Source organism: Campylobacter pinnipediorum subsp. pinnipediorum (assembly GCF_002021925.1).
In the GTDB taxonomy this organism is placed as follows: Bacteria; Campylobacterota; Campylobacteria; order Campylobacterales; family Campylobacteraceae; genus Campylobacter_A; species Campylobacter_A pinnipediorum.
Genome location: NZ_CP012546.1, coordinates 1115310 through 1134771, shown reverse-complemented (window position 1 = coordinate 1134771; position 19462 = coordinate 1115310). Strand labels below are relative to the sequence as shown.

The window sequence follows — 19462 nt, the reverse complement described above, 5'->3', positions numbered from 1 at the left end:
TTTACTTAATTTTAACTTTTAAAAGGAGAAGAAATGAAAATTTCAAAGATTGCGTGCGCTACATTATTAGGTGCTATTATAGTTACAGGTGCATTTGCAAAGGATGCAAATGCTGAGATAACTAAATATAATGAAGAAAAAACAAAGCTAGAAAAATCCCAAAAAGCAGAAGAGGTATTTAAAACCCAATTAGAAAATCTCAAACAATACATAAGTGATCTTAAAACTTATGATCCAGATAACCACAAAGAAGGTAATTCAGCTAAGATATTTGAAATAATGAGTAAAATTAGTGAAGCTAGAACAAACCTGAGCCATATAGGAGATATTAAATATGGCGGTGGTAAACGTTATATAAAGTATACTGATGCAAATCGAAATGAGGTTGTTCTTAAAAGAGGAGGAGCTAGTTTAGAAATTAAAATTAATGGTTTTGCTAAAAATTTTGCTTTAGATGCAAAGATTAATAAAGCAACAGCAGGAGATTTTAAAAAATTATTTGCAGATGGTAATAAAAAAATTGTAGAGGGTCTTATAGATGGCTTTATTAAAAAATTTGATGAAGCTGTTAAAGCAAGAAAAAATTTTGTTATTCAAAAAGAGATTATATATCTTAATAAGCTTAATAATGAAGCGGATAGATTTTCCGAAAAAGATACTAATGCTCTAAACTCAATACTTAAAGACCTACCTAGAGAGCTAAAAGAAACCGCAGATGCTTTAGGCACTAACCATGAGCTTACCTTAGGTCAAAATAATTCTAATACCAATGTAAAGATAACTATCAAAGATGCAAAACATGCAAAAGCACTTTTTGAAGCTGTAGCAACATTAAGTATCGATGGTATACCACTAGAAGATGCAAAAGCCGCAGCTAAAGTCCTTATGGATGCTGGAGTGAAACTAAAAGCAGATAAACAAGACCTTAGTAAGATTTCTGAAGGTAGTGAAGTAAAAGAAGCTTTGGATATAGACAAATTTGATAATATTGCTAAGAAATTTGAAGAAGATAAAAAAGTAAATGAAGCAGTTCAAGCTCTACTTATAAAAGATCTATTATTTGATTTTAATGAAAATAGTAAATTAACTGAAGATCTTCACAAGACAAGAGAAGAAAAAAAAAGAGAATTAGTAAAAGCTCTTGAAGAAAAAGAAGGCGATGCTAATAACTTTAAAAAACAAGTAGAAACAAACAATAATTCACAAGATAAAAAAATAATCCTAAATGCAGATCCTAAAAAACTTGCAGAGCAAAAAAGAGCCTTAAAAGAAATTAAATATATTTTGGAACATGATGCAAATGGATATGATGAAAAGCAGCAAGATGCAGCAAAGAAAAAAGCATTTGATGAGGCACTAGCAAAAGCAAAAGCAGCTGGTGTTGTTATAGCTGATAATGATTATTCTAACAAAAAAGCAAGTGAATTAGAAAAAAAAGTAGAAAAAGCCTTAGAAGTATTTAATGGCAATAATGGTAACAATAAAATCAAAACAGTAGTAGATGCACAACAAGCATTTGAAGTAGCACTACAAGCATATCGCGATAGTGTATCTTTAAGAGTTGATGCTATTATAAAAAACCCTAAAAACTCTTTATCATCAGTAGCTAAAAATATAATTTCATCTTTAGCCGATATAACAGATTCTAATGTAAAAGCTTTAGCTACTGTATCGTTATTTGATAAAGAATTTTTGCTAAAAGTTATAAAAGCCAACGAAACCTCAATCCAATCAGCAACAAACGAAATAGGTAAAGTATCTAATCTAGATATGGTTAACTTTAGTAGCCAACTATCGACTGCAACAAGACTTGCTAAACTAAGCAATCCATTTAATGAAGACTTAGCATTAGCATCTGCTATAAATAAACTAAGCAATGATAAATTTGCTGATAATGGTGATAGTGTATCATCTATAATAAAATCATATACAGATAGATTTAACAATGATAACAATATATGGGCAAACGTTATAGGTGCAAAAGGTAAAGTAAAAGATAGTTCTAATCCAGAACTACATGGCTTTAGTATAGGTTATGATAGAGCATTTGATAATACAATAGTAGGTGGATATATGACTCTTGCTAAATCAAAAGCTGATTCTAGCCTAATCAACACAAAAGCAAGCAACTATCAATTTGGTCTATATGCTAGAACATATATAGACAATAGCGAAATAGATACAAGAGTATCATTTGGTAAAGCTAAAAACAAAATTCAAAGAAATGTTATGCTTGAAGATAGAAAGCTAACCCAAGATGGTAAATATGATACTACATATGCATCATTTGCAGTTGATTATGGTTATGTAATGAATCTAAGTGATAGCTTATTTGTAAAACCATTAGTAGGACTTGATTATTCTCACTCTAAATCAAAAGCTTTCAAAGAAACTGGAGATTTACCATTATCATTTAATGGTGTTACTTCAAAATCTTTAAATGCTAAACTAGGTTTAGAATTTAGAAAATATGTAGACAATGGAAACTACCTATACATAACTCCAGGATTTGAAGCAGAAGTATATAAAGATGTAAAAGATCCTGTAGCTAGATTTATAGGTTCAAACAAAGATATCAAACTAAAAGCAGATGATAAAAAAGGAAGATTTGTTACACTTAAAACAGGTGCGGAATTAAAACTAACAGATGCTTTATCTACAAATGTTAACTTTGGTGTAAAAGCTAAATCAAAACAACAATACTTTGATGGAACTGTAGGACTTAAATATAAGTTCTAAGAACACAACTAAACTACAACCACAACTCTAACCAAGGGTTGTGGTTATCACACATACACATAAACAACACTAATCTTATAAAACATACAAATTTCTATCAAATATTTAGCTTATTTTAATATATAAAGGGCTAAAATATGGATTTTATATCTATTTGTATATTAAATATAGATATAATTTATATAAAAGGAGAAAAAATGAAAATTTCAAAGATTGCATGTTGCACATTATTAGGTGCTATCATCGCCACAGGTGCTTTTGCGGACGAGAAACAAGATTATCTTAATATAAAAGATGCAAAAGATAATATTGTTAAAGAGATTAAAGCTTTTAAAGATAGTTTATCAAAAGTTACTAAGTTTTATTTAGATCGTTATGATTCTCTCAACAAAGACGATGTTCCATCCCTTAAAGAACTACATAGCCATATTACTAAATTAGTTGAATATTTTGATGTGATCAACAAAGACAAAAAAGGTGTTTCTATACCTAAAAATGGTCAAGATACTTGTGATAAAGATAAAACAAATAATTGTCTTTTTGCTATTATACAAGATAATGGCAAAAAAGGAGTTTACCTTAATGGTAAAAAAATAGCTAAGTTAGATAAAAATAAACCTGTAATAGAGAAAGATATTTTAAAAAAATATAAAGAAAAAAATAAACCATTAGATGAATCTGTATATTTAAAACTACAAGAATTTGTAAACAAGCAAGCAAAAGAAATTGCAGATAAGTATACAAAAGAAGCTTTAAAAAATGATGGATTTAAAAATGCAGATAAAAAGCTTTTAGCTGAAGCTATAGTAACAGCAAATGGATTAAATAAAAATGAAGCTCAAACAGTATCATCTTTATTTAATATCAAAGATGATAAAAATAAACTTTCTGATATTATTGCAGAATACGAGGATTCTGAAGAGATAGCTATGTTGGGTAAAATGATAAATAAATCTTTAGAAGATATTACCAGTGGCTTTAATCATATCGATACGATAGATGCTATCATATCAAATACTGGATTAGCTACAAACTCAAGACTTGCTAAACTAAGCAATCCATTAAACGATGATCTAGCTTTAGCTTATGCTATAAAAAATCTAAGTGATAATAAATTTGCAGATAACGGAGATACTCTTTCAAGTGTAGTAAAAGAGTATACAAATAGATTTAACTATGACAGCAACCTATGGGGAAATATCATGGGCGGTAAAGCTAAATTAAAATCTCAAGCAAATACAAATACTTATGGATTTATGTTAGGTTATGATCAGGCATTTGATAATATGATAATTGGTGGATATGCTGGATATACTAATGCTAAATCATCAAGTAAAATGCTAACAACCAAATCAGACAACTATCACTTTGGTGCTTATACTAGAATGTATATAGAACAAAACGAAATAGATGCTAAAGTATCTTATGGTAAAGGTAAAAACAAACTAGATAGAAAAGTTATAGATCCAGACTTTGATGCTAATGGTAAATACGATACTAATTTCTTCGATGCAAGTATTGATTATGGTTATATATTTGATATAAACAATAACTCTTTTATGAAACCAATGATTGGTTTAGAGTATAGCCATGTAAGTACTAAAGGCTTTAAAGAAACTGGTAAAGTTCCTGTAAGCTTTAAAGGAACTACTGTAAAAACACTATCAGCTAAAGCAGCAGTAGAGTTTAGAAAATACATAGCAAATGGTAACTTCTTATATATAACTCCAGGTATCCAAAAAGAGTTACGTAAAAGTATGAAAGATACACAGCTAGCATTTGTAAACTCAACAGAAAATATCAAATATGCATCTAAAAAAGATAAAAACACATTCTTTACACTTAAAACAGGTGCAGAGATGAGACTAACTGATAATCTATCTACAAATATAAACTTTGGCGTAAAAGCTAAATCAGAATCAAAATACTACAATGGAACAGTAGGACTTTCTTATAAGTTTTAATTGTTAAATAAACGACCCCTTTTAGGGGTTGTTTTATATAAAATAACTAAGCGTAGTAGCTCCAAATTTTTTTGTTTTTATTAGTTTGAAAGTTGCCAAGCTTTCTTCAAATTTAAAATCACTCGAATGCTCAAAAACTATCATATATATATTTTGTTTATTTAGACTTGATATTAGATCGATAAGATCGTTATAAATATCCTTAAAGCCATCTCTAAAATCAAAAGGTGGATCAAGATATAATAAAACCTTATCCGAGCTTTTATTTATGATGTCAGGAAGTAGCTTAAAACTATCTCCTTTTATGGCTTTTAGATTTGTATTATCTATGGAGTTTAGGTTTTTTTGTGTTAGCTTAAAGGCTTCGTTATCTATCTCTATAGCTAATGCGTTTTTTACTCCATTACTAAAAGCTTCACATGCCATAACACCACTTCCGCCAAAGCCTTCTATAAAAACCAATGGTCTTAACTCATATCTCACACTATTGAAAAATGACTCTTTTACTATGCTTTTTGTGCTTCTAGTTGTTTTTAGGCTAGGTAGTTCAAGTTTTTTTCCTTTAAATTTTCCACTAGATATGGTTGTAAAAATTTTTGACATTTTTTGACACCTTGTTGTATTTTTTATTTAATAGCTATTATTTTGATTCGTTTATAAGTTTAACAATATCTTGTTTGAAATTATTTAAAAGTATATCTAGTTTTTCTTCAAAAGTATCTGTTGTTTGGTTTTTTGTGATGTTTTGAACTTGTATAGCGGAGTAAAATTCTTTAAGAGTGTTTATAAGTGCTTTTTTTGTAAATGGTAAGTTTATATGATGATTTTCAGTGCCTATTAAAAATAGCGGTTTTTTTGTTTGAATTTTTTTATCAGATACTATAAAATCGCATTCAAATCGCTCACTTACATACTCACTACAAAACAAAAACATAGTTTTTTGCAGTATAATGCATTCGCATTCAAATGAAATTTTCATACAAGTCCTTATATAATTTTTGTCATTTTATCAAATTTAAATTTAAATAGCCTAAAGAAAAATGATTTTTTACCGATTTTAAAAGTATAGTTATTAATTAATGATATTTTCAAGGAGTGAAAATGGAAATTTTCAAAGCTGCAGCTCAACAGCTAGATACTTCAGTATCAATAAAGTCAAATCACAATACTCAAACAAGAGAAGTTGAGAGTGTTAAAATTCAAAAGAATTTAGTAGATAAAAACAATGAGCCAGATAAACTTGATAAGCTTTCTTCTGGCGAAATGGATAAAAAACTTAAAGATATAACAACTGAGCTAAATTTTCAAATGCAACAACTAAATACAAATATTAGATTTAGCTACAATGCAGAAGAAAGCACTATGGTTGTTCAAGTAAGAGAGGCTGATACGGGAGCTGTTATCAGAGAGTTGCCTACGAAAGAAGCGTTAAGGATAGCAAGATATTTTAAAGAAAGCATAGGTTTGCTTTTTGACAAGGAGAGTTAAAAATGCCAACAACTGATTCAGTTTCAAGCACAACAAACACAAAAGGGATTATGGGTCTTGGGAGTAGAGGTAGCGCTGCTTTAAATGATGAACTAATAGGAAAATTAAAAGCAGCTGATAGTAGAGCACAGGTAGATCCTATAAAGAAAAAAGTAGAAGATAATTCATTTCAAAAACAAGAATTATCTGCTTTAATGACTCTTATGGATAATGTAAACGCCAGTTTTAAAGAGTTAAACAATGAAGCATTATACTTTAAAAGAAAGGTAAACTCATCAGGTTCTAGCGCTTCTGTTAGTGTTGTTCCTGGTGTTAATATCCAAGATTTAAATCTTAATGTAAAACAAGTAGCACAAAAGGATAGCTTTCAATCTTCAAGATTTAAAGACTCGGCAAGTTCTTTGAATGTTGATTCTGATACTAGTTTTAATCTTGAAATAAGAGGTGTTTCTTACAAGATAGAAGTAGCCAAAGGTGCGACACTACAAGATGTGGCAGATAGTATAAATAAAACAGCTGGTTTTGATGTCCAGGCTAGGATAATAAAAGTAGGTGGTGAAAATCCATATCAACTAGTATTGCAATCAAAAAGAGTTGGAGCTGATAATAAAATTTCATTTTCTTATGGAGACAAAACAACAGAAAAAGCAACAGAAAAAGCAAAACCAAGCACATCACCTGAGACAGCTACATCACAAAGAACACCTATAACAGATGGCATATTAAAGACTCTTGGTTGGGATGATAATCAGGCAGAGGAGGTCGATGGAGAAGATGGAAAGACTACTAAAATAACAAATCTTGAAAAAAATAGACTTACAACAGCACAAAATGCTATTTTTGACTACAATGGTTTGGAAGTTGTAAGAGATAAAAATACCATTGATGATTTACGCACTGGTGTTACTATAAATTTAAAAGAGACTGGTGTTTCTAGCTTTGCTGTTGTTGAAGATACAGAAGATATAGCCAAAAACTTAGAAAATATGGTTTCATCTTACAATACCCTTATCGCAAATTTAAATATAACAACAGGCTATGATGATAAGACCGGCGATTCTGGTGCATTTCAAGGTGTAAATGATATCACAACTATACGTTCTAGCTTAAATAGAATATTTTCAAGCCAAAACTCGGAGGGAAAAAGTTTAGACCAATATGGTATAACATTTGATGAAAAAGGTGTTTTACATCTTGATAGTAAGAAACTAAACGACAAACTTCAAAGTAGTGTAGAGGATGTAAGAAACTTCTTTGTTGGATATACAAAGTATGGAGAACTAGCTTATAGTGCAAATACTCAAGTTCAAGATGGAGAGATTACTTTAGATAAAGAAGATCTAAAAATAAATGATATCTCTATAAAGCTAGAAACAAAAGCTAGTGATTCACAAGAAGATAATGCACTAGCTTTAATTACTGCTATAAAACAAGCAAAGATAGATGGCGTTTATGCTAGTTTAAGTATCGATAAAAAAAGCATTGTTTTAAAAACAGATGATGGAACACCTATAAACATAACTGGAAATGCCGAAAAACTTAAAAAATTAGGTATGAGTGAGACTTCGCTTACAGCTAGTGAAACTAAAGTTGTTGGTTTGTTTTCTAGACTAAATACTAAATTAGATGAGTTAGTCGGCAAAGATGGTTCTTTGAGTATTTATGAAAATAGACTTAATGAAGAGAGTAAAAAGCTAAGTGATGAAAAAGAGAAGATAGAAAACTCTTTAAATCAAAAGTATGATACAATGAGAGAGAGATGGGCTTTGTATGCACAGCAAATAACGGCTTTGGAAAATCAGTTTTCTACACTAAAAACAATGATAGATTTTGAAATAAATAAAAAATAGAGGTAAAAATGGCTACAAACAGCAATCTAGCTTATGCAGCATACGCACAATCAAGTGTTGGAGGTATAGAATCTCCAACAAAGCTTATACAAATGCTTTATGATGGAATATTGCGTTTTATTTTTAGAACAAAAAAAGCCATAGAGGCTGGCGATTTTGAGCAAAAAGTGTATTATATAAATAGAGCAAATGCCATCTTTGTTGAGCTTTTAAACTCTCTTGATTATTCTCAAGGCGATGTGGCTCACTATCTAAGTGGGCTTTATACTCGCCAAATTCAGCTTTTAGCAATGGCTAATATAAAAAATGATGTTGAAATTTTAAATGAGATAACAAATGTTGTTAAACAACTAAATGAGGCTTGGAGAGAGGTTACAAGCGATGAATGATTGGCTCAAGAGTTTTAAAATTTCATTTTTAAATAAAGACATAGATACTTTGATAAAACTTATATCTGAGTTTGATAAAGATAACTTTAAAAACTTAGATGAGTTAAATGAAGCTTCTAGTCTTATTTTAGAGGTTCGTGAAATTTTTAAACAAGAGCAAATTTCATTAGAGGGCGAGATAAAAAAACTTCAAAATGTTAAACGATATACGAAATAAAATTATGACATTGAGTAGTTACTCGCTTAAACTTAAAATCTTCAAAAATATATAATTTGCAATTTATGTCTTAAAAAGTGAATACTAGTGAATGCCTTTGTTTGGATTAAGGATTTAGTATTTGATTTTAACTAAGTTATTAATCCTTCTTTTAAAGATATGTGATAGTCTTTAAAATACTACTAATACAAATGAATTAAAATAAGATTTGATAATTTCTTTGTCGTTTGGTGGTTTTTGATATTTGGACTTTTTTCTATTATTACTTGTTAAAAAATCAAAATCCAAAGTATATTTTGATACTTAACACCACAAAAAAATAGGCTTTTTATGTGATAATAATTTTTTTATAATTTATAAAAGTATGATTTAAAAATGAAGAATTTTATAAATATTGTAAGAAAATCATACAAGTATTAATATATAAAAAAACGATTAGAAGTATATAAAATAAATTTATAAGTTGAAATTGCTAAAAATAAACATAGTTTTATCTAATACAACTAAAAATTATTTAAAAATTTCGTATAGCTTATCTTTTATCTCATCCGCCCATTCGCTAGCACTTATTATATCTTCGCTTTGCAAGGCTTTTAAATCACTTACTTTACAATACTCACTTAATGCATTTTTGTATCCACCCCTTATGCTGGCTTCTTTGTTTTGTAAAAAACCAGCACCGGCAAGTATCAGTGTTCCTAAGTTTAGTCCTATTTTTAGCTTTGTCTTAGAAGCTGATTTTATCCAAGATAAAAAAATCTCATCATAGCGAAGTGTAAGGGCTCCAATTCCATCTGGTATTATGATGACGTCAGCTCCATATATACTTTCTGCATATACATCAGGATGTATTCTCACTCCAAATTCATCTTTTATCTCTTGCTTGAAAGCACAAGTTTTGATATTTATATCATCAAAAGAGTGCAAAAAACTAAGCACATTTGAAAAACTAAGTAAATTCATCTTATCATACATAACAATAGCGACATTCATCTTTTACCTTTTTAAGCCATTTAAATTATTTTAGTGTAAATCCTCGTTTAGTTTTATTGCTCTTTTTGATATACTAGCTACTATCTGTCCGGTTTGGCTATTTTGTCTAAAATGAAGACCGTTTAATCCAGCTAGTTCAAGACCCTTATAAGTATCTTTATCAAATTTAAAATCAGGATTTACATCGCCAAGTAGTTTTCTATCTTTTTCGCTTATAAATATCTTTGTTCCTTCTAAGATAGCAATTCCAGCATCTATTATACATCTATCTCCAAAAGGTATTCCTGTTACTGAGTTTGCACCAAGCAAGCAGTTTTTACCTATGCTTACAGGATTTCCATTTGTTCCGCTAAGAACACCAAGTATAGATGCCCCGCCACCTACATCGCTTCCTTCGCCGACAACAACAGAGCTACTAACTCTACCTTCAACCATAACGCTTCCGGTTGTCCCAGCATTAAAGTTCACATATGCTGCACCTGGCATTATAGTTGTTCCTGGATGTAAACTAGCACCCATTCTTACCTTTGATGTTTCTAGTATTCTTGTGTTATCTGATGGTATGATATGATTTAGATATCTTGGAAATTTATCAACACTTAGTATAGTTGGGTATGTTCCATTCATTTTAAGCTCTATTTCGTTTTCTCTAAGCCATTCAAGCTCTATTGGCTTGTTATTTATGTCCCAAGCTACATTTTTTAACACACCAAAAGCACCATCAAGACAAAGCGATCTAAGTGGGGCTTTGTTTAGGCTAAGCAGGTATAGTTTAAGATATACAACCTCAACACTTTGGGGTTTTTTATCTTCAAATATAAAAACAGCTCTAAACTTATCAGAGTTTTCATCTTTATTTATTGCATTAAATACAGCTTTTATAACTTGAACATTTTTGTGTTTTTGTATCTCGTTTTCAAAAACACTAAAAATTTCCCAAGCCTTCTTAACTACATCTTTTGTAAAATCAAGCACAAGTTCGCTTTTGCTAAAATCAAGACTTACTCCTGATTGTTTAAATGCCAAAAGTATAGCCGCTGCTGATAGTAAGTTTTCTTTAAAATTTACAACAGAATAATCAGCTGACAATATAGCATTTTTGTCAATCTTACCACGTGTTATTCTTGCTATTGAAAATGCTATAGGGTCTTTATAGCCATCTGAGTTTTGCATATTTTTACATAGTTGTGTAAAATTTTCTGATATATTTTCTAGCATTATCTCTCCAAAAATTAAATTATATTTTTATTTAGTCTATCAAAATAAATATTATAAAATAATATATTTGTTTGAAAAATTATATTTTTTTGTTGTTATATAATTAAGATAAAACATTGTATATTTAAAGGTTAAGTGGTTGAAATTTTTATTTTTTAACAGCTATATTTATAATATATTTTTAAATAATAAAATATGATTATAAAACAAAATAAATTTAAACAATAGATGTTTGAATTAATAAAAAACTTTGTATAATTACACAAAGTATCAGGGGAGCTTAGGCTGAGAATAGGTTTTTACCTTAAACCCTTAAAACCTGAAGTGGATAATGCCACCGTAGGAAGATCTCTCATCTGCTGATACAAATAATCTAAAAAGAGCAAAAATGTTAGTTATCAATGGAAAAATAGAAGATGATTTTTTAAACAAGAGTGTTGATGAGTATCTTCTTAATAGAAAAATAAATAAAGATAGGGTTGTTGTTGAGTTAAACGGCGAAATTTTGCCAAAAGATAAATTTGATACTAAATTTAATGAAAATGACAAGGTTGAAGTAGTATGTTTTGTGGGCGGTGGTTGAGATATGAGCGAGATTTATAAAAGAAATGTAAAAGGTGTTTTAGAGGCACTAAACAAACAAAAAATAATAATTTGCGGTGCCGGTGGTATAGGCTCAAATTTGGCTGTTATGCTTGTTCGTTCAGGGCTTAAAAACCTTAGCATTGTTGATTTTGATAGTGTTGAGCAAAGCAATTTAAATCGACAATATTATTTTAAACATCACCTTGGTATGCCAAAAGTTAAGGCTTTAAAAAGTGTTTTAACCCAAATTGATGATGTTAATGTCAATGATATTTATACAAAGATAACACAAGAAAATGCAAAAGAAATTTTAAGCGGATTTGATATTGTTTGTGAAGCATTTGATGATGCTTCGCAAAAGGCATTTTTGACAAATTATGTATTGTTAAATTTCAAAAAATCAATAATTATCGCTAGTAGTGGAATGTCAGGCTTGGACTGTGATATAAAAACAAAAAAGATAAATGAAAATTTTTATCTTTGTGGCGATGGAGTTAGTGATATAAGTATTGGTGTTATGAGTCCTAGGGTTAGTATATGTGCCGCAAACATGGCTAATTTGATACTAAAGTTATCACTTGAAAGGGGATAAAAGTGAATGATGATATTTTAAAAATAGGAGAGTATGAGTTTAAATCTAGATTTATTCTTGGCTCTGGTAAGTTTTCTTTGGGTTTGTTAAATGCTGCGATAAATGAAGCAAAAGCTCAAATGGTAACACTTGCTTTAAGAAGAGTTGATGATGGCGGTAGCGATAATATACTTGATTATATACCAAAGGGTATAACTATCATTCCAAATACATCTGGTGCAAGAAATGCAAATGAGGCTGTTAGGATAGCAAAACTTGCCAGAGAGATGGGATGTGGAAATTTTATAAAGATAGAGTGTATAAAAGATAGCAAATACTTACTTCCTGATAATTATGAAACTATAAAAGCCACAGAAGAACTTGCAAAATTAGGCTTTGTCGTTATGCCTTATATGTATCCTGATTTGAATGTAGCAAGGGAGCTTTTAAATGCCGGTGCGGCCTGTATAATGCCACTTGGTGCTCCAATAGGCACAAATAAAGGACTTTTAACAAAAGAATTTATACAAATTTTGATAGATGAAATTTCTCTTCCTATCATAGTAGATGCTGGTATAGGCACTCCATCTCAAGCATGTGAAGCTATGCAAATGGGTTGTGCTGCTGTTATGGCAAATACAGCTATTTCAAGTGCTGGAGATATATCAAAAATGGCAAAAGCCTTTGGTATGGCTATAGAGGCTGGAAGACTTGCTTATTTGTCTAAGCTCGGTGGTGTTAGTGATTTAGCAAGAGCTAGCTCGCCACTTACTGGATTTTTAGGATAGTGATATGAAATTTATAGATCATATGACATATATGCAAGGAATGCAACAGATAAATAGCGATATTTTAGATCGCGTTTTGTATTATAGAGATAGTTATGATTATGAAAAATATACAAAAAATGATGTTATTGAGGCTTTGAGTGAGGATAGGCTAAGTATTGATGGGCTTATGGCTCTTTTAAGTCCTGTTGCTAGGGATTTTTTGGAAGATATGGCTTTAAAAGCAAGAAGTGAAACTAGAAAATATTTTGGAAATAGTATTGAGTTTTTTACTCCGCTTTATATATCAAACACCTGCGATAGTAACTGCACATATTGTGGTTTTGCTTCGGCAAATAAAATTTCAAGGGTTAAGTTAAAGCTACAAGAAGCTAAAGAAGAGCTTGAAAATATAGCAAAAAGTGGGCTTAAAGATATCTTGATACTTACTGGCGAAAATAGTAAAAAAAGCGATCTTGCTTATATAGGAGAAGTTTGTAAAGAGGCTAGTAAATTATTTAGTAATGTTGGTGTTGAAATTTATCCGCTAAACTCAGATGAATATGCTTTTTTGCACTCTTGTGGTGTTGATTATGTTATCGTTTTTCAAGAAACTTATAGTACAAAAAGATATAGTGAGGTTCATATAGGCGGTCAAAAAAGAGTATTTCCATATAGGTTTAATGCTCAAGAAAGAGCTTTGATGGGAGGAATGAGAAGTGTTGGGTTTGCAGCTTTGCTCGGACTTGATGATTTTAGAAAAGATGCTTTAAGCACAGCGCTTCATGCTTATTTTATACAGCAAAAATACCCACATGCAGAAATAGCCATATCTTGTCCAAGACTAAGACCAATTATAAACAATAGCAATATAAATCCAAAAGATGTTGATGAAAAGAATTTATTCCAAGTTATATGTGCTTATCGTATATTTTTACCTTTTTCAAATATAACCATATCAACAAGAGAGAGTGCTAAGTTTAGAGATGGTGTTGTTGGAGTGGCTGCTAGTAAAATTTCAGCAGGTGTTAGTGTAGGAGTAGGAACTCACTCTGATAAAGCAAAAAAGGGCGATGAGCAGTTTGAAATAAGCGATGATAGAGATGTCAAAACTATATATGATGATATTTGTAGCTTAGGACTTCAACCTGTAATGAGTAATCATATCTATGTTTGAACTCATCTATGTAACAAATCGCCATTTAAGTGATGATTTTTTAGATGATGTAAAGTTTGTGCTTGAAACAAAAAAACCAGATTTTATATTGCTTAGAGAGAAGGATTTGGATGATGTTTTGTATAAAAAACTTTCAAAAGAGATTTTGGATATTTTAAAAAAATATAAAACAAAACTTATAGCTCATACAAATTTTAGGATTGCTTTGGATTTAAATATACAAAATATTCACTTTTCTTTTTATGATTTTAAAAAAAATATAGATATTATAGATAAATTTAAAAAAGTTGGTGTTTCTATCCATTCTATTGATGAGCTTTTGGAGGTTCAAAAATATGGTGTTGATTATGTAATAGCTGGTCATATATTTGATACTAAAAGCCATAAAGATGAAAAACCAAGAGGGACTCAGTTTTTAGAAGAAATTTGTCAAAATAGCAAGATAAAAGTATATGCAATAGGTGGAATAAACTTTGAAAATTTAGATATTATTATGCAAACAAAAGCAAGTGGTGCTTGCATGATGAGATGTATGCTTGATATAAGTAAAAAGGATAGTAATGAATATATTAATAACGGGTGGGGCAGGGTATATAGGAAGCCATACTTTAAAGGCTTTTTTAAAAGAAAATAAGCATAATATTACGGTGATAGATAATTTATCAAAGGGTTCGAAAAAAGCTATTGATACTTTACTTGGTGTTGGAAAGTTTGATTTTATAAAGGCAAATTTGGAAGATGATTTGAGTGAAATTTTTGCTAAAGGTAAATTTGATGCAATTATTCATTTTGCTGCCTTTATAGAGGTTTTTGAAAGCACAAAAGACCCACTTAAATATTATCTTAACAATACAGCAAATGTTGCTAAGATTTTAAGGTATTGTAAGGATTTTGGTGTGGATAAGTTTGTGTTTAGTTCAACTGCTGCCGTTTATGGAGAACCAGATGTTGCCGAAGTAAGCGAAAAAGATAACACTTTACCTATAAATCCATACGGCATGAGTAAATTAATGAGCGAAAAAATCATACAAGATTATGCTATTTCAAATAAAAATTTTAGATTTGCCATTTTAAGGTATTTTAATGTTGCGGGTGCTGATGAAGATGGCTTGCTTGGACAAAACTACCCAAATGCAACACACCTTATAAAAATAGCCACTCAAACAGCTTTAAAAAAACGAGATAATATGGCTATATTTGGAAGTGATTATGATACTAAAGATGGCACTTGCATAAGAGATTATATCCATGTAAATGATCTAGCTGAAGCTCATTTAAGCGCTTTAGAATATATACAAAACAATTCAAGTGAGATTTTTAATGTCGGATATGGTAAGGGTTTTAGTGTAAAAGAGGTTATAAATAAAGTAAAAGAGGTGAGTGGGGTTGATTTTAAAGTTCTTGATAATCCAAGAAGAGATGGAGACCCAGCCATACTTATAGCAAAATCAGAAAAGATAAAAACTCTTACTGGCTGGAAACCAAAAAGAGATAATCTTGAATTAATTATAAAAACAGCTTTGGAATGGGAGAGAAAGATATAGATTTTTTGTTATAAGATGTATAAAATCTTTTTTTAACTTAAAATTTATAGAATAAAGTGCTAGGAAATTCCTAGCACTCTTTGAAAAAATCAAAAACTATACGTCCGCTTTTTATTGTTTTTATAGCCGCACCTTTTAGCTTTTTACCCATTAGTGGTGAATTTACTGATTTTGAACGATTTAGTTTTTTATCGTATATGTATTCTAAGTTTGGATCTATTATAGCAATATCAGCCAACATTCCTTCTTTTATCTCGCCTTTATCTTTTAGATTTAGAATATTTGCTGGATTTTTAGAGGTTAGTGCTACCATTTGTTCTAAGCTAATAACTCCTTCGTCAACAAGCCTTAATGTTAGTGGTATGAGTGTTTGAAGTCCTATTATTCCAAATGGTGCTTTGTCAAACTCAACACATTTTTCATCATCGTGATGTGGCGCATGATCTGTTGCTATAACATCTATCGTGCCATTTTTTAGCCCTTCTCTTATAGCTTTTACATCGCTTATCTCTCTTAAAGGTGGTGACATTTTGAAATTTGTGTCGTATTTGTTTTGCAAAATTTCATCATCTGTAAAAGTAAAATGATGAGGTGTTGCTTCGCAGGTTATTTTTATCCCATCTTGTTTTGCCATCTGTATGATTTTTAGCGAGTAGGCCGAACTAACATGTGCTATATGAACATGACCGCCGGTAAGTTTTGCTAAAAGCATATCTCTACTAACTGAAATTTCCTCTTTCTCTCTAGCCATCCCTTTAAGCCCAAGAACTGCTGATACTTTTCCTTCATGCATAACACCTTGTCTACAAAGCGAACAATCCTCAGAATGAGATATACAAAAACTTCCAAACATTTTTGAGTATTCAAGTGCTGCTCTCATTACACTTGAACTACTTACAGGTAAGCCATCATCACTAAAAGCAACCGCTCCAGCTTCAAGCATATCGCCCATTTCAACTAATTCATTTCCGTTTAAACTTTTAGTTATTGCACCTATTGGAAGCAAGTCTATAAGTCCACATTCTTTAGCTTTTCTAATCATCTCTTTTGTTATTGAAGCATTGTCATTTACAGGATTTGTATTTGCCATTGGAAGACAAGTTGTAACACCACCAGCAACAGCTGCACGAGAACCAGAGATAATATCATCCTTGTATTCATATCCAGGGTCTCTAAAATGTACGTGCATATCTATAAGTCCTGGAAGTACATATTTATCTTTTGCATCTATTTGTATATCTGCATCAAAATTTTCATTTGATACTGATACTATTTTTTCATCTTCTATTAGTACATTTGCTTTGAATGTTTTATCATGATTTATAATTAGTCCATTATTTATAGCTATTTTCATTTTAGTTCCTATTTTGGGCTAGTGTGTGAAGGATTGCCATTCTTATAGCAACACCATTTTCAACTTGATTTAAAATCACAGAGCAATCAGAATCAGCCACATCAGAGTTTATCTCAACTCCTCTATTTATTGGACCTGGATGTAGTATTATTGCATTTTTATTTGCTAATTTTGCCCTATCTTTATTTAATCCAAAAAATTTAGAATACTCTCTTGAGCTAGGAAATGCAACATCGCCATCAGACCTTTCTAGCTGGATCCTAAGCATTATTATAACATCGCTTCCTTCACAAGCCTCTTCCATGTTTTTGCAAATTTGACAACCAAATACTTCGGCATCTTTTGGCATCATCATAGCAGGGGCAAATAGTTTTACATTTATACCCAGTGTTTTCATAGCCCATATATTTGATCTTGCTACCCTTGATCTAGCTATATCTCCTATGATTGCAACTGTTGTGCTTTTATCAAGCTTTTTGTTGTATTCGCTTATAGTAAAAAGATCAAGCAGGGATTGTGACGGATGTTCGTTTAGACCATCTCCAGCATTTACTATGCTAGCTTCTGTATTATTTGCTGCAAGTATGGCAGCTCCTGAGCTATAATGTCTTATGACTATAATATCAGTTTTCATAGCAGCCATATTTTTTATAGTGTCTATTAGAGTTTCGCCTTTTTTTACACTAGAACTTGATGCTGTAAAATTAACAGCATCTGCACCAAGTCTTTTTGCCGCTATTTCAAAAGATGTTCTTGTGCGAGTTGAGTTTTCAAAAAAAGCATTTATTGTTGTCTTCCCTCTTAAACTATCTGATTTTTTTATATCTTGTAAATTTAGCTGTTTAAATTCTTTAGCCTTGTCTAAAAAATATAGTATTTCTTCTTTGCTAAGGTCTATCGTTCCTAATAAATCTTTGCGTTTATAACTATACATTTTGATTATTCTTTTACTAATTCACAAGCTGGTTTATATCCACCATCACAAGATTTTTTAAAAAGTGCTTTTGTTTTTTCTTCATCTTTTTGTTTGTTTTTTGTGAGTCCATAAGCATACATTTCTCCAAGTTTTTCACAAGCCATAAACTCATTTTCATTACACATTTTTTCAAAAATTTGCTCAGCTTGAGCATTATCTTTTTTAACCCCGCTACCATTAAAAAGCATTATAGCATTCATCGTGCAAGCTTTTTTAACACCTTCTTTACAAGCTTTATTAAAATTTAAATACGCATTTTTATAATCTTTTGCATTAAATTGCTCTGTTGCTTTGTCAAAATTATCATTTGCAATTAATGCAATACCAATCATGCATATACTAATTAGATATTTTTTTATCATTGCTTTTTCCTTTTTTTATTTTTCAAATAACTTTTTATGATGTTTTTTCATGTATTCTATGATTTCAATCACTTCATCAACACCTGTTGCTTCTGAGTTTTCGAGTGCATCATCTATGCTTTGGACATATATATTTGCAGCTTCTTCTAAATTTGATTTTTTAACCCCTGTATAATAGAGTAAACCTTCTAAAACCATACTAAGCTCATAGCTTAATTCATCAATACTAACTTCTTCTTCTCTCATTTTTACTCCTGTGTTTTTTTATTTATTAGCTCAGTTACTTGTTCTTTGATAATTTGATAATCAAAACTATCTTTAAAACCAGCAAATAAGCCACCACTGGCATTCACATGTCCGCCACCACCAACTAGATTTTTAGCCATTAAGCTAACATCTACCTTTCCATTTGCTCTAAAACTCATTGTTTTTTTATTTGTGATATCTAAGAAAAAATCATAATCAGGGTTTGCAACTAAAAAATCATTTCCTATAACAGATGTGTTGCCTATATTGTAAGTTAGTATCCCTTTAAATTCTTTATATTGTATTGTTAGATTCTCTCTGTTTTTGCTTAGCAAGGTTACTACATAATTTGATATTAAATTACTTAAAGTTTCATCTTTGTCTTGTTTAAAAAAATCTTTTTTTATTCCGTGTATAGCCATATCAAGACCTATATAGTCGTTTTTATCATTGAAAAATTTTCTAGCATTTTCAAGAAGATGAAACATATAAAGATTATTTTCATTTTCAAACATTACTTTATTTATATCCTTAGCATTTGCTACAAGTCCAAGACATACCTTTCCCATTTCAAAATGCTTGCTTTCTTTTAGCCATATATCAACCGAGTTTACAACATCACTAAAAAGCTCTAACTCTTTATTTTTACCAAGCATATTCGCAAAAAAATCATAAGTTATTTTTGTAGCACATCTGCTAGAATCTAAAAAATACCAATCAAACTCAGAAGCACATTCTGCACCGCTTTGGTGATGGTCTAGTAAAAATAATTTTGCGTTTTTGTCTTTTAACTTTTCTGTAAAATCTATACATTGCTCTTTTGTTAAGTTTAAATCTGTTATTAAAATAATGCTTTCTTCATCTGTTAGTTTTGATAATATCGTATTAAATTTATCATCTATCTCTCTTCCGTAATTTGAGTTTGAATAAATAACATCTTTAAAATAGTATTTTGTTATAAATTGTGCTCCATATCCATCTAAATCAGTATGAGAGAGGTGAAAAAATTTCATTTGTTTCCT

Annotated in this window: 21 protein-coding genes and 1 riboswitch; of the genes, 12 read left to right on the top strand and 9 right to left on the bottom strand. The window is 30.3% G+C overall.

Features of this window, described 5'->3' with window-relative positions:
- Nucleotides 1-33: 33 nt before the first annotated feature.
- A complete protein-coding gene (locus CPIN17260_RS05910) occupies nt 34-2739 on the top strand; it encodes an autotransporter outer membrane beta-barrel domain-containing protein (protein WP_078440736.1) in 2706 nt (901 codons plus the stop codon).
- Between the two features lie 197 nt (nt 2740-2936).
- Entirely contained in the window at nt 2937-4703 is a 1767-nt protein-coding gene (locus tag CPIN17260_RS05905) for an autotransporter outer membrane beta-barrel domain-containing protein (RefSeq protein WP_157887343.1), read from the top strand.
- A gap of 33 nt (nt 4704-4736) precedes the next feature.
- On the opposite strand, the gene rsmD is transcribed toward CPIN17260_RS05905, so the two are convergent.
- A complete protein-coding gene (gene rsmD / locus CPIN17260_RS05900) occupies nt 4737-5306 on the bottom strand; it encodes a 16S rRNA (guanine(966)-N(2))-methyltransferase RsmD (RefSeq protein ID WP_078415305.1) in 570 nt (189 codons plus the stop codon).
- Nucleotides 5307-5343: 37 nt separating this feature from the next.
- Nucleotides 5344-5682, bottom strand: coding sequence for a hypothetical protein (locus tag CPIN17260_RS05895; protein WP_078415306.1), 339 nt, complete (start codon nt 5680-5682; stop codon nt 5344-5346).
- 122 nt (nt 5683-5804) lie between these two features.
- Between CPIN17260_RS05895 and CPIN17260_RS05890 the strand changes: the two genes are divergently transcribed.
- From CPIN17260_RS05890 to CPIN17260_RS05875, 4 genes are read left to right on the top strand one after another with little or no spacing between them, the layout of a single operon-like run.
- Nucleotides 5805-6191, top strand: a complete 387-nt coding sequence (locus CPIN17260_RS05890) for a flagella length regulator FlaG (RefSeq protein ID WP_069631951.1) — start codon at nt 5805-5807, stop codon at nt 6189-6191.
- Nucleotides 6192-6193: 2 nt separating this feature from the next.
- Nucleotides 6194-8041, top strand: a complete 1848-nt coding sequence (gene fliD, locus CPIN17260_RS05885; RefSeq protein WP_078415307.1) for a flagellar filament capping protein FliD — start codon at nt 6194-6196, stop codon at nt 8039-8041.
- An 8-nt stretch (nt 8042-8049) separates the two neighbouring features.
- Nucleotides 8050-8430, top strand: coding sequence for a flagellar export chaperone FliS (gene fliS / locus CPIN17260_RS05880; RefSeq protein ID WP_069637565.1), 381 nt, complete (start codon nt 8050-8052; stop codon nt 8428-8430).
- The gene (locus CPIN17260_RS05875) at nt 8423-8647 is read left to right on the top strand and encodes a hypothetical protein (protein WP_069631954.1); all 225 of its coding nucleotides are present in this window, start codon (nt 8423-8425) and stop codon (nt 8645-8647) included. Before fliS ends, CPIN17260_RS05875 begins: the two co-directional genes overlap by 8 nt.
- 510 nt (nt 8648-9157) lie before the next feature.
- On the opposite strand, the gene CPIN17260_RS05870 is transcribed toward CPIN17260_RS05875, so the two are convergent.
- Together CPIN17260_RS05870 and CPIN17260_RS05865 are read right to left on the bottom strand one after the other, a co-directional pair.
- Complete coding sequence (locus tag CPIN17260_RS05870; RefSeq protein WP_069631955.1) at nt 9158-9640, bottom strand: type 1 glutamine amidotransferase family protein; 483 nt, start codon at nt 9638-9640, stop codon at nt 9158-9160.
- Between the two features lie 30 nt (nt 9641-9670).
- Nucleotides 9671-10858, bottom strand: a complete 1188-nt coding sequence (locus CPIN17260_RS05865; protein ID WP_078440734.1) for a tetrahydrodipicolinate N-succinyltransferase N-terminal domain-containing protein — start codon at nt 10856-10858, stop codon at nt 9671-9673.
- Nucleotides 10859-11120: 262 nt separating this feature from the next.
- Nucleotides 11121-11221: riboswitch (TPP riboswitch) on the top strand.
- A 25-nt stretch (nt 11222-11246) separates the two neighbouring features.
- Between CPIN17260_RS05865 and thiS the strand changes: the two genes are divergently transcribed.
- The 6 genes from thiS to galE are packed head-to-tail and all read left to right on the top strand — an operon-like array spanning nt 11247 to nt 15502.
- The gene (thiS, locus tag CPIN17260_RS05860) at nt 11247-11441 is read left to right on the top strand and encodes a sulfur carrier protein ThiS (RefSeq protein WP_069636604.1); all 195 of its coding nucleotides are present in this window, start codon (nt 11247-11249) and stop codon (nt 11439-11441) included.
- Nucleotides 11442-11444: 3 nt separating this feature from the next.
- Nucleotides 11445-12035 carry a sulfur carrier protein ThiS adenylyltransferase ThiF gene (gene thiF, locus CPIN17260_RS05855; protein ID WP_078440733.1) on the top strand — a complete coding sequence of 197 codons (591 nt, stop codon included), beginning with the start codon at nt 11445-11447 and terminating at the stop codon, nt 12033-12035.
- 2 nt (nt 12036-12037) lie between these two features.
- A complete protein-coding gene (locus tag CPIN17260_RS05850; protein WP_086936808.1) occupies nt 12038-12802 on the top strand; it encodes a thiazole synthase in 765 nt (254 codons plus the stop codon).
- Between the two features lie 4 nt (nt 12803-12806).
- Nucleotides 12807-13958, top strand: a complete 1152-nt coding sequence (gene thiH / locus CPIN17260_RS05845; RefSeq protein ID WP_069636606.1) for a 2-iminoacetate synthase ThiH — start codon at nt 12807-12809, stop codon at nt 13956-13958.
- The gene (locus CPIN17260_RS05840) at nt 13951-14592 is read left to right on the top strand and encodes a thiamine phosphate synthase (RefSeq protein WP_078440732.1); all 642 of its coding nucleotides are present in this window, start codon (nt 13951-13953) and stop codon (nt 14590-14592) included. The genes thiH and CPIN17260_RS05840 overlap by 8 nt, the downstream gene beginning before the upstream one ends.
- On the top strand, nt 14519-15502 hold the full coding sequence (gene galE / locus CPIN17260_RS05835) for a UDP-glucose 4-epimerase GalE (RefSeq protein WP_078440731.1): 984 nt from the start codon (nt 14519-14521) through the stop codon (nt 15500-15502). Before CPIN17260_RS05840 ends, galE begins: the two co-directional genes overlap by 74 nt.
- Nucleotides 15503-15572: 70 nt before the next feature.
- Here galE and CPIN17260_RS05830 read toward each other — a convergent pair whose 3' ends face one another.
- Genes CPIN17260_RS05830 through CPIN17260_RS05810 form a run of 5 tightly spaced genes read right to left on the bottom strand, consistent with a single transcriptional unit; the run spans nt 15573 to nt 19453 of the window.
- Entirely contained in the window at nt 15573-16856 is a 1284-nt protein-coding gene (locus CPIN17260_RS05830) for a dihydroorotase (RefSeq protein WP_078440730.1), read from the bottom strand.
- Between the two features lies 1 nt (nt 16857).
- A complete protein-coding gene (locus CPIN17260_RS05825) occupies nt 16858-17790 on the bottom strand; it encodes an aspartate carbamoyltransferase catalytic subunit (protein ID WP_069631963.1) in 933 nt (310 codons plus the stop codon).
- Nucleotides 17791-17795: 5 nt separating this feature from the next.
- Nucleotides 17796-18194 (bottom strand): tetratricopeptide repeat protein, encoded by a 399-nt coding sequence (locus CPIN17260_RS05820; RefSeq protein WP_069636610.1) that lies wholly within the window; start codon nt 18192-18194, stop codon nt 17796-17798.
- Nucleotides 18195-18209: 15 nt separating this feature from the next.
- Nucleotides 18210-18440, bottom strand: a complete 231-nt coding sequence (locus tag CPIN17260_RS05815) for a hypothetical protein (protein ID WP_078440729.1) — start codon at nt 18438-18440, stop codon at nt 18210-18212.
- A 2-nt stretch (nt 18441-18442) separates the two neighbouring features.
- A complete protein-coding gene (locus tag CPIN17260_RS05810) occupies nt 18443-19453 on the bottom strand; it encodes a DHH family phosphoesterase (RefSeq protein WP_078440728.1) in 1011 nt (336 codons plus the stop codon).
- Between the last annotated feature and the right edge of the window lie 9 nt (nt 19454-19462).

What these genes read in the sequence shown, in the direction of transcription:
- fliS (WP_069637565.1), top strand. Translation starts at nt 8,050, where the DNA reads ATGGCTACAAACAGCAATCTAGCTTATGCAGCATACGCACAATCAAGT.
- CPIN17260_RS05895 (WP_078415306.1), bottom strand. Translation starts at nt 5,682, where the DNA reads ATGAAAATTTCATTTGAATGCGAATGCATTATACTGCAAAAAACTATG.
- CPIN17260_RS05840 (WP_078440732.1), top strand. Translation starts at nt 13,951, where the DNA reads ATGTTTGAACTCATCTATGTAACAAATCGCCATTTAAGTGATGATTTT.
- CPIN17260_RS05830 (WP_078440730.1), bottom strand. Translation starts at nt 16,856, where the DNA reads ATGAAAATAGCTATAAATAATGGACTAATTATAAATCATGATAAAACA.
- thiH (WP_069636606.1), top strand. Translation starts at nt 12,807, where the DNA reads ATGAAATTTATAGATCATATGACATATATGCAAGGAATGCAACAGATA.
- CPIN17260_RS05825 (WP_069631963.1), bottom strand. Translation starts at nt 17,790, where the DNA reads ATGTATAGTTATAAACGCAAAGATTTATTAGGAACGATAGACCTTAGC.
- CPIN17260_RS05870 (WP_069631955.1), bottom strand. Translation starts at nt 9,640, where the DNA reads ATGAATGTCGCTATTGTTATGTATGATAAGATGAATTTACTTAGTTTT.
- CPIN17260_RS05810 (WP_078440728.1), bottom strand. Translation starts at nt 19,453, where the DNA reads ATGAAATTTTTTCACCTCTCTCATACTGATTTAGATGGATATGGAGCA.
- fliD (WP_078415307.1), top strand. Translation starts at nt 6,194, where the DNA reads ATGCCAACAACTGATTCAGTTTCAAGCACAACAAACACAAAAGGGATT.
- thiF (WP_078440733.1), top strand. Translation starts at nt 11,445, where the DNA reads ATGAGCGAGATTTATAAAAGAAATGTAAAAGGTGTTTTAGAGGCACTA.
- galE (WP_078440731.1), top strand. Translation starts at nt 14,519, where the DNA reads ATGAATATATTAATAACGGGTGGGGCAGGGTATATAGGAAGCCATACT.
- thiS (WP_069636604.1), top strand. Translation starts at nt 11,247, where the DNA reads ATGTTAGTTATCAATGGAAAAATAGAAGATGATTTTTTAAACAAGAGT.
- CPIN17260_RS05910 (WP_078440736.1), top strand. Translation starts at nt 34, where the DNA reads ATGAAAATTTCAAAGATTGCGTGCGCTACATTATTAGGTGCTATTATA.
- CPIN17260_RS05890 (WP_069631951.1), top strand. Translation starts at nt 5,805, where the DNA reads ATGGAAATTTTCAAAGCTGCAGCTCAACAGCTAGATACTTCAGTATCA.
- CPIN17260_RS05905 (WP_157887343.1), top strand. Translation starts at nt 2,937, where the DNA reads ATGAAAATTTCAAAGATTGCATGTTGCACATTATTAGGTGCTATCATC.
- CPIN17260_RS05875 (WP_069631954.1), top strand. Translation starts at nt 8,423, where the DNA reads ATGAATGATTGGCTCAAGAGTTTTAAAATTTCATTTTTAAATAAAGAC.
- CPIN17260_RS05820 (WP_069636610.1), bottom strand. Translation starts at nt 18,194, where the DNA reads ATGATAAAAAAATATCTAATTAGTATATGCATGATTGGTATTGCATTA.
- CPIN17260_RS05865 (WP_078440734.1), bottom strand. Translation starts at nt 10,858, where the DNA reads ATGCTAGAAAATATATCAGAAAATTTTACACAACTATGTAAAAATATG.
- CPIN17260_RS05815 (WP_078440729.1), bottom strand. Translation starts at nt 18,440, where the DNA reads ATGAGAGAAGAAGAAGTTAGTATTGATGAATTAAGCTATGAGCTTAGT.
- rsmD (WP_078415305.1), bottom strand. Translation starts at nt 5,306, where the DNA reads ATGTCAAAAATTTTTACAACCATATCTAGTGGAAAATTTAAAGGAAAA.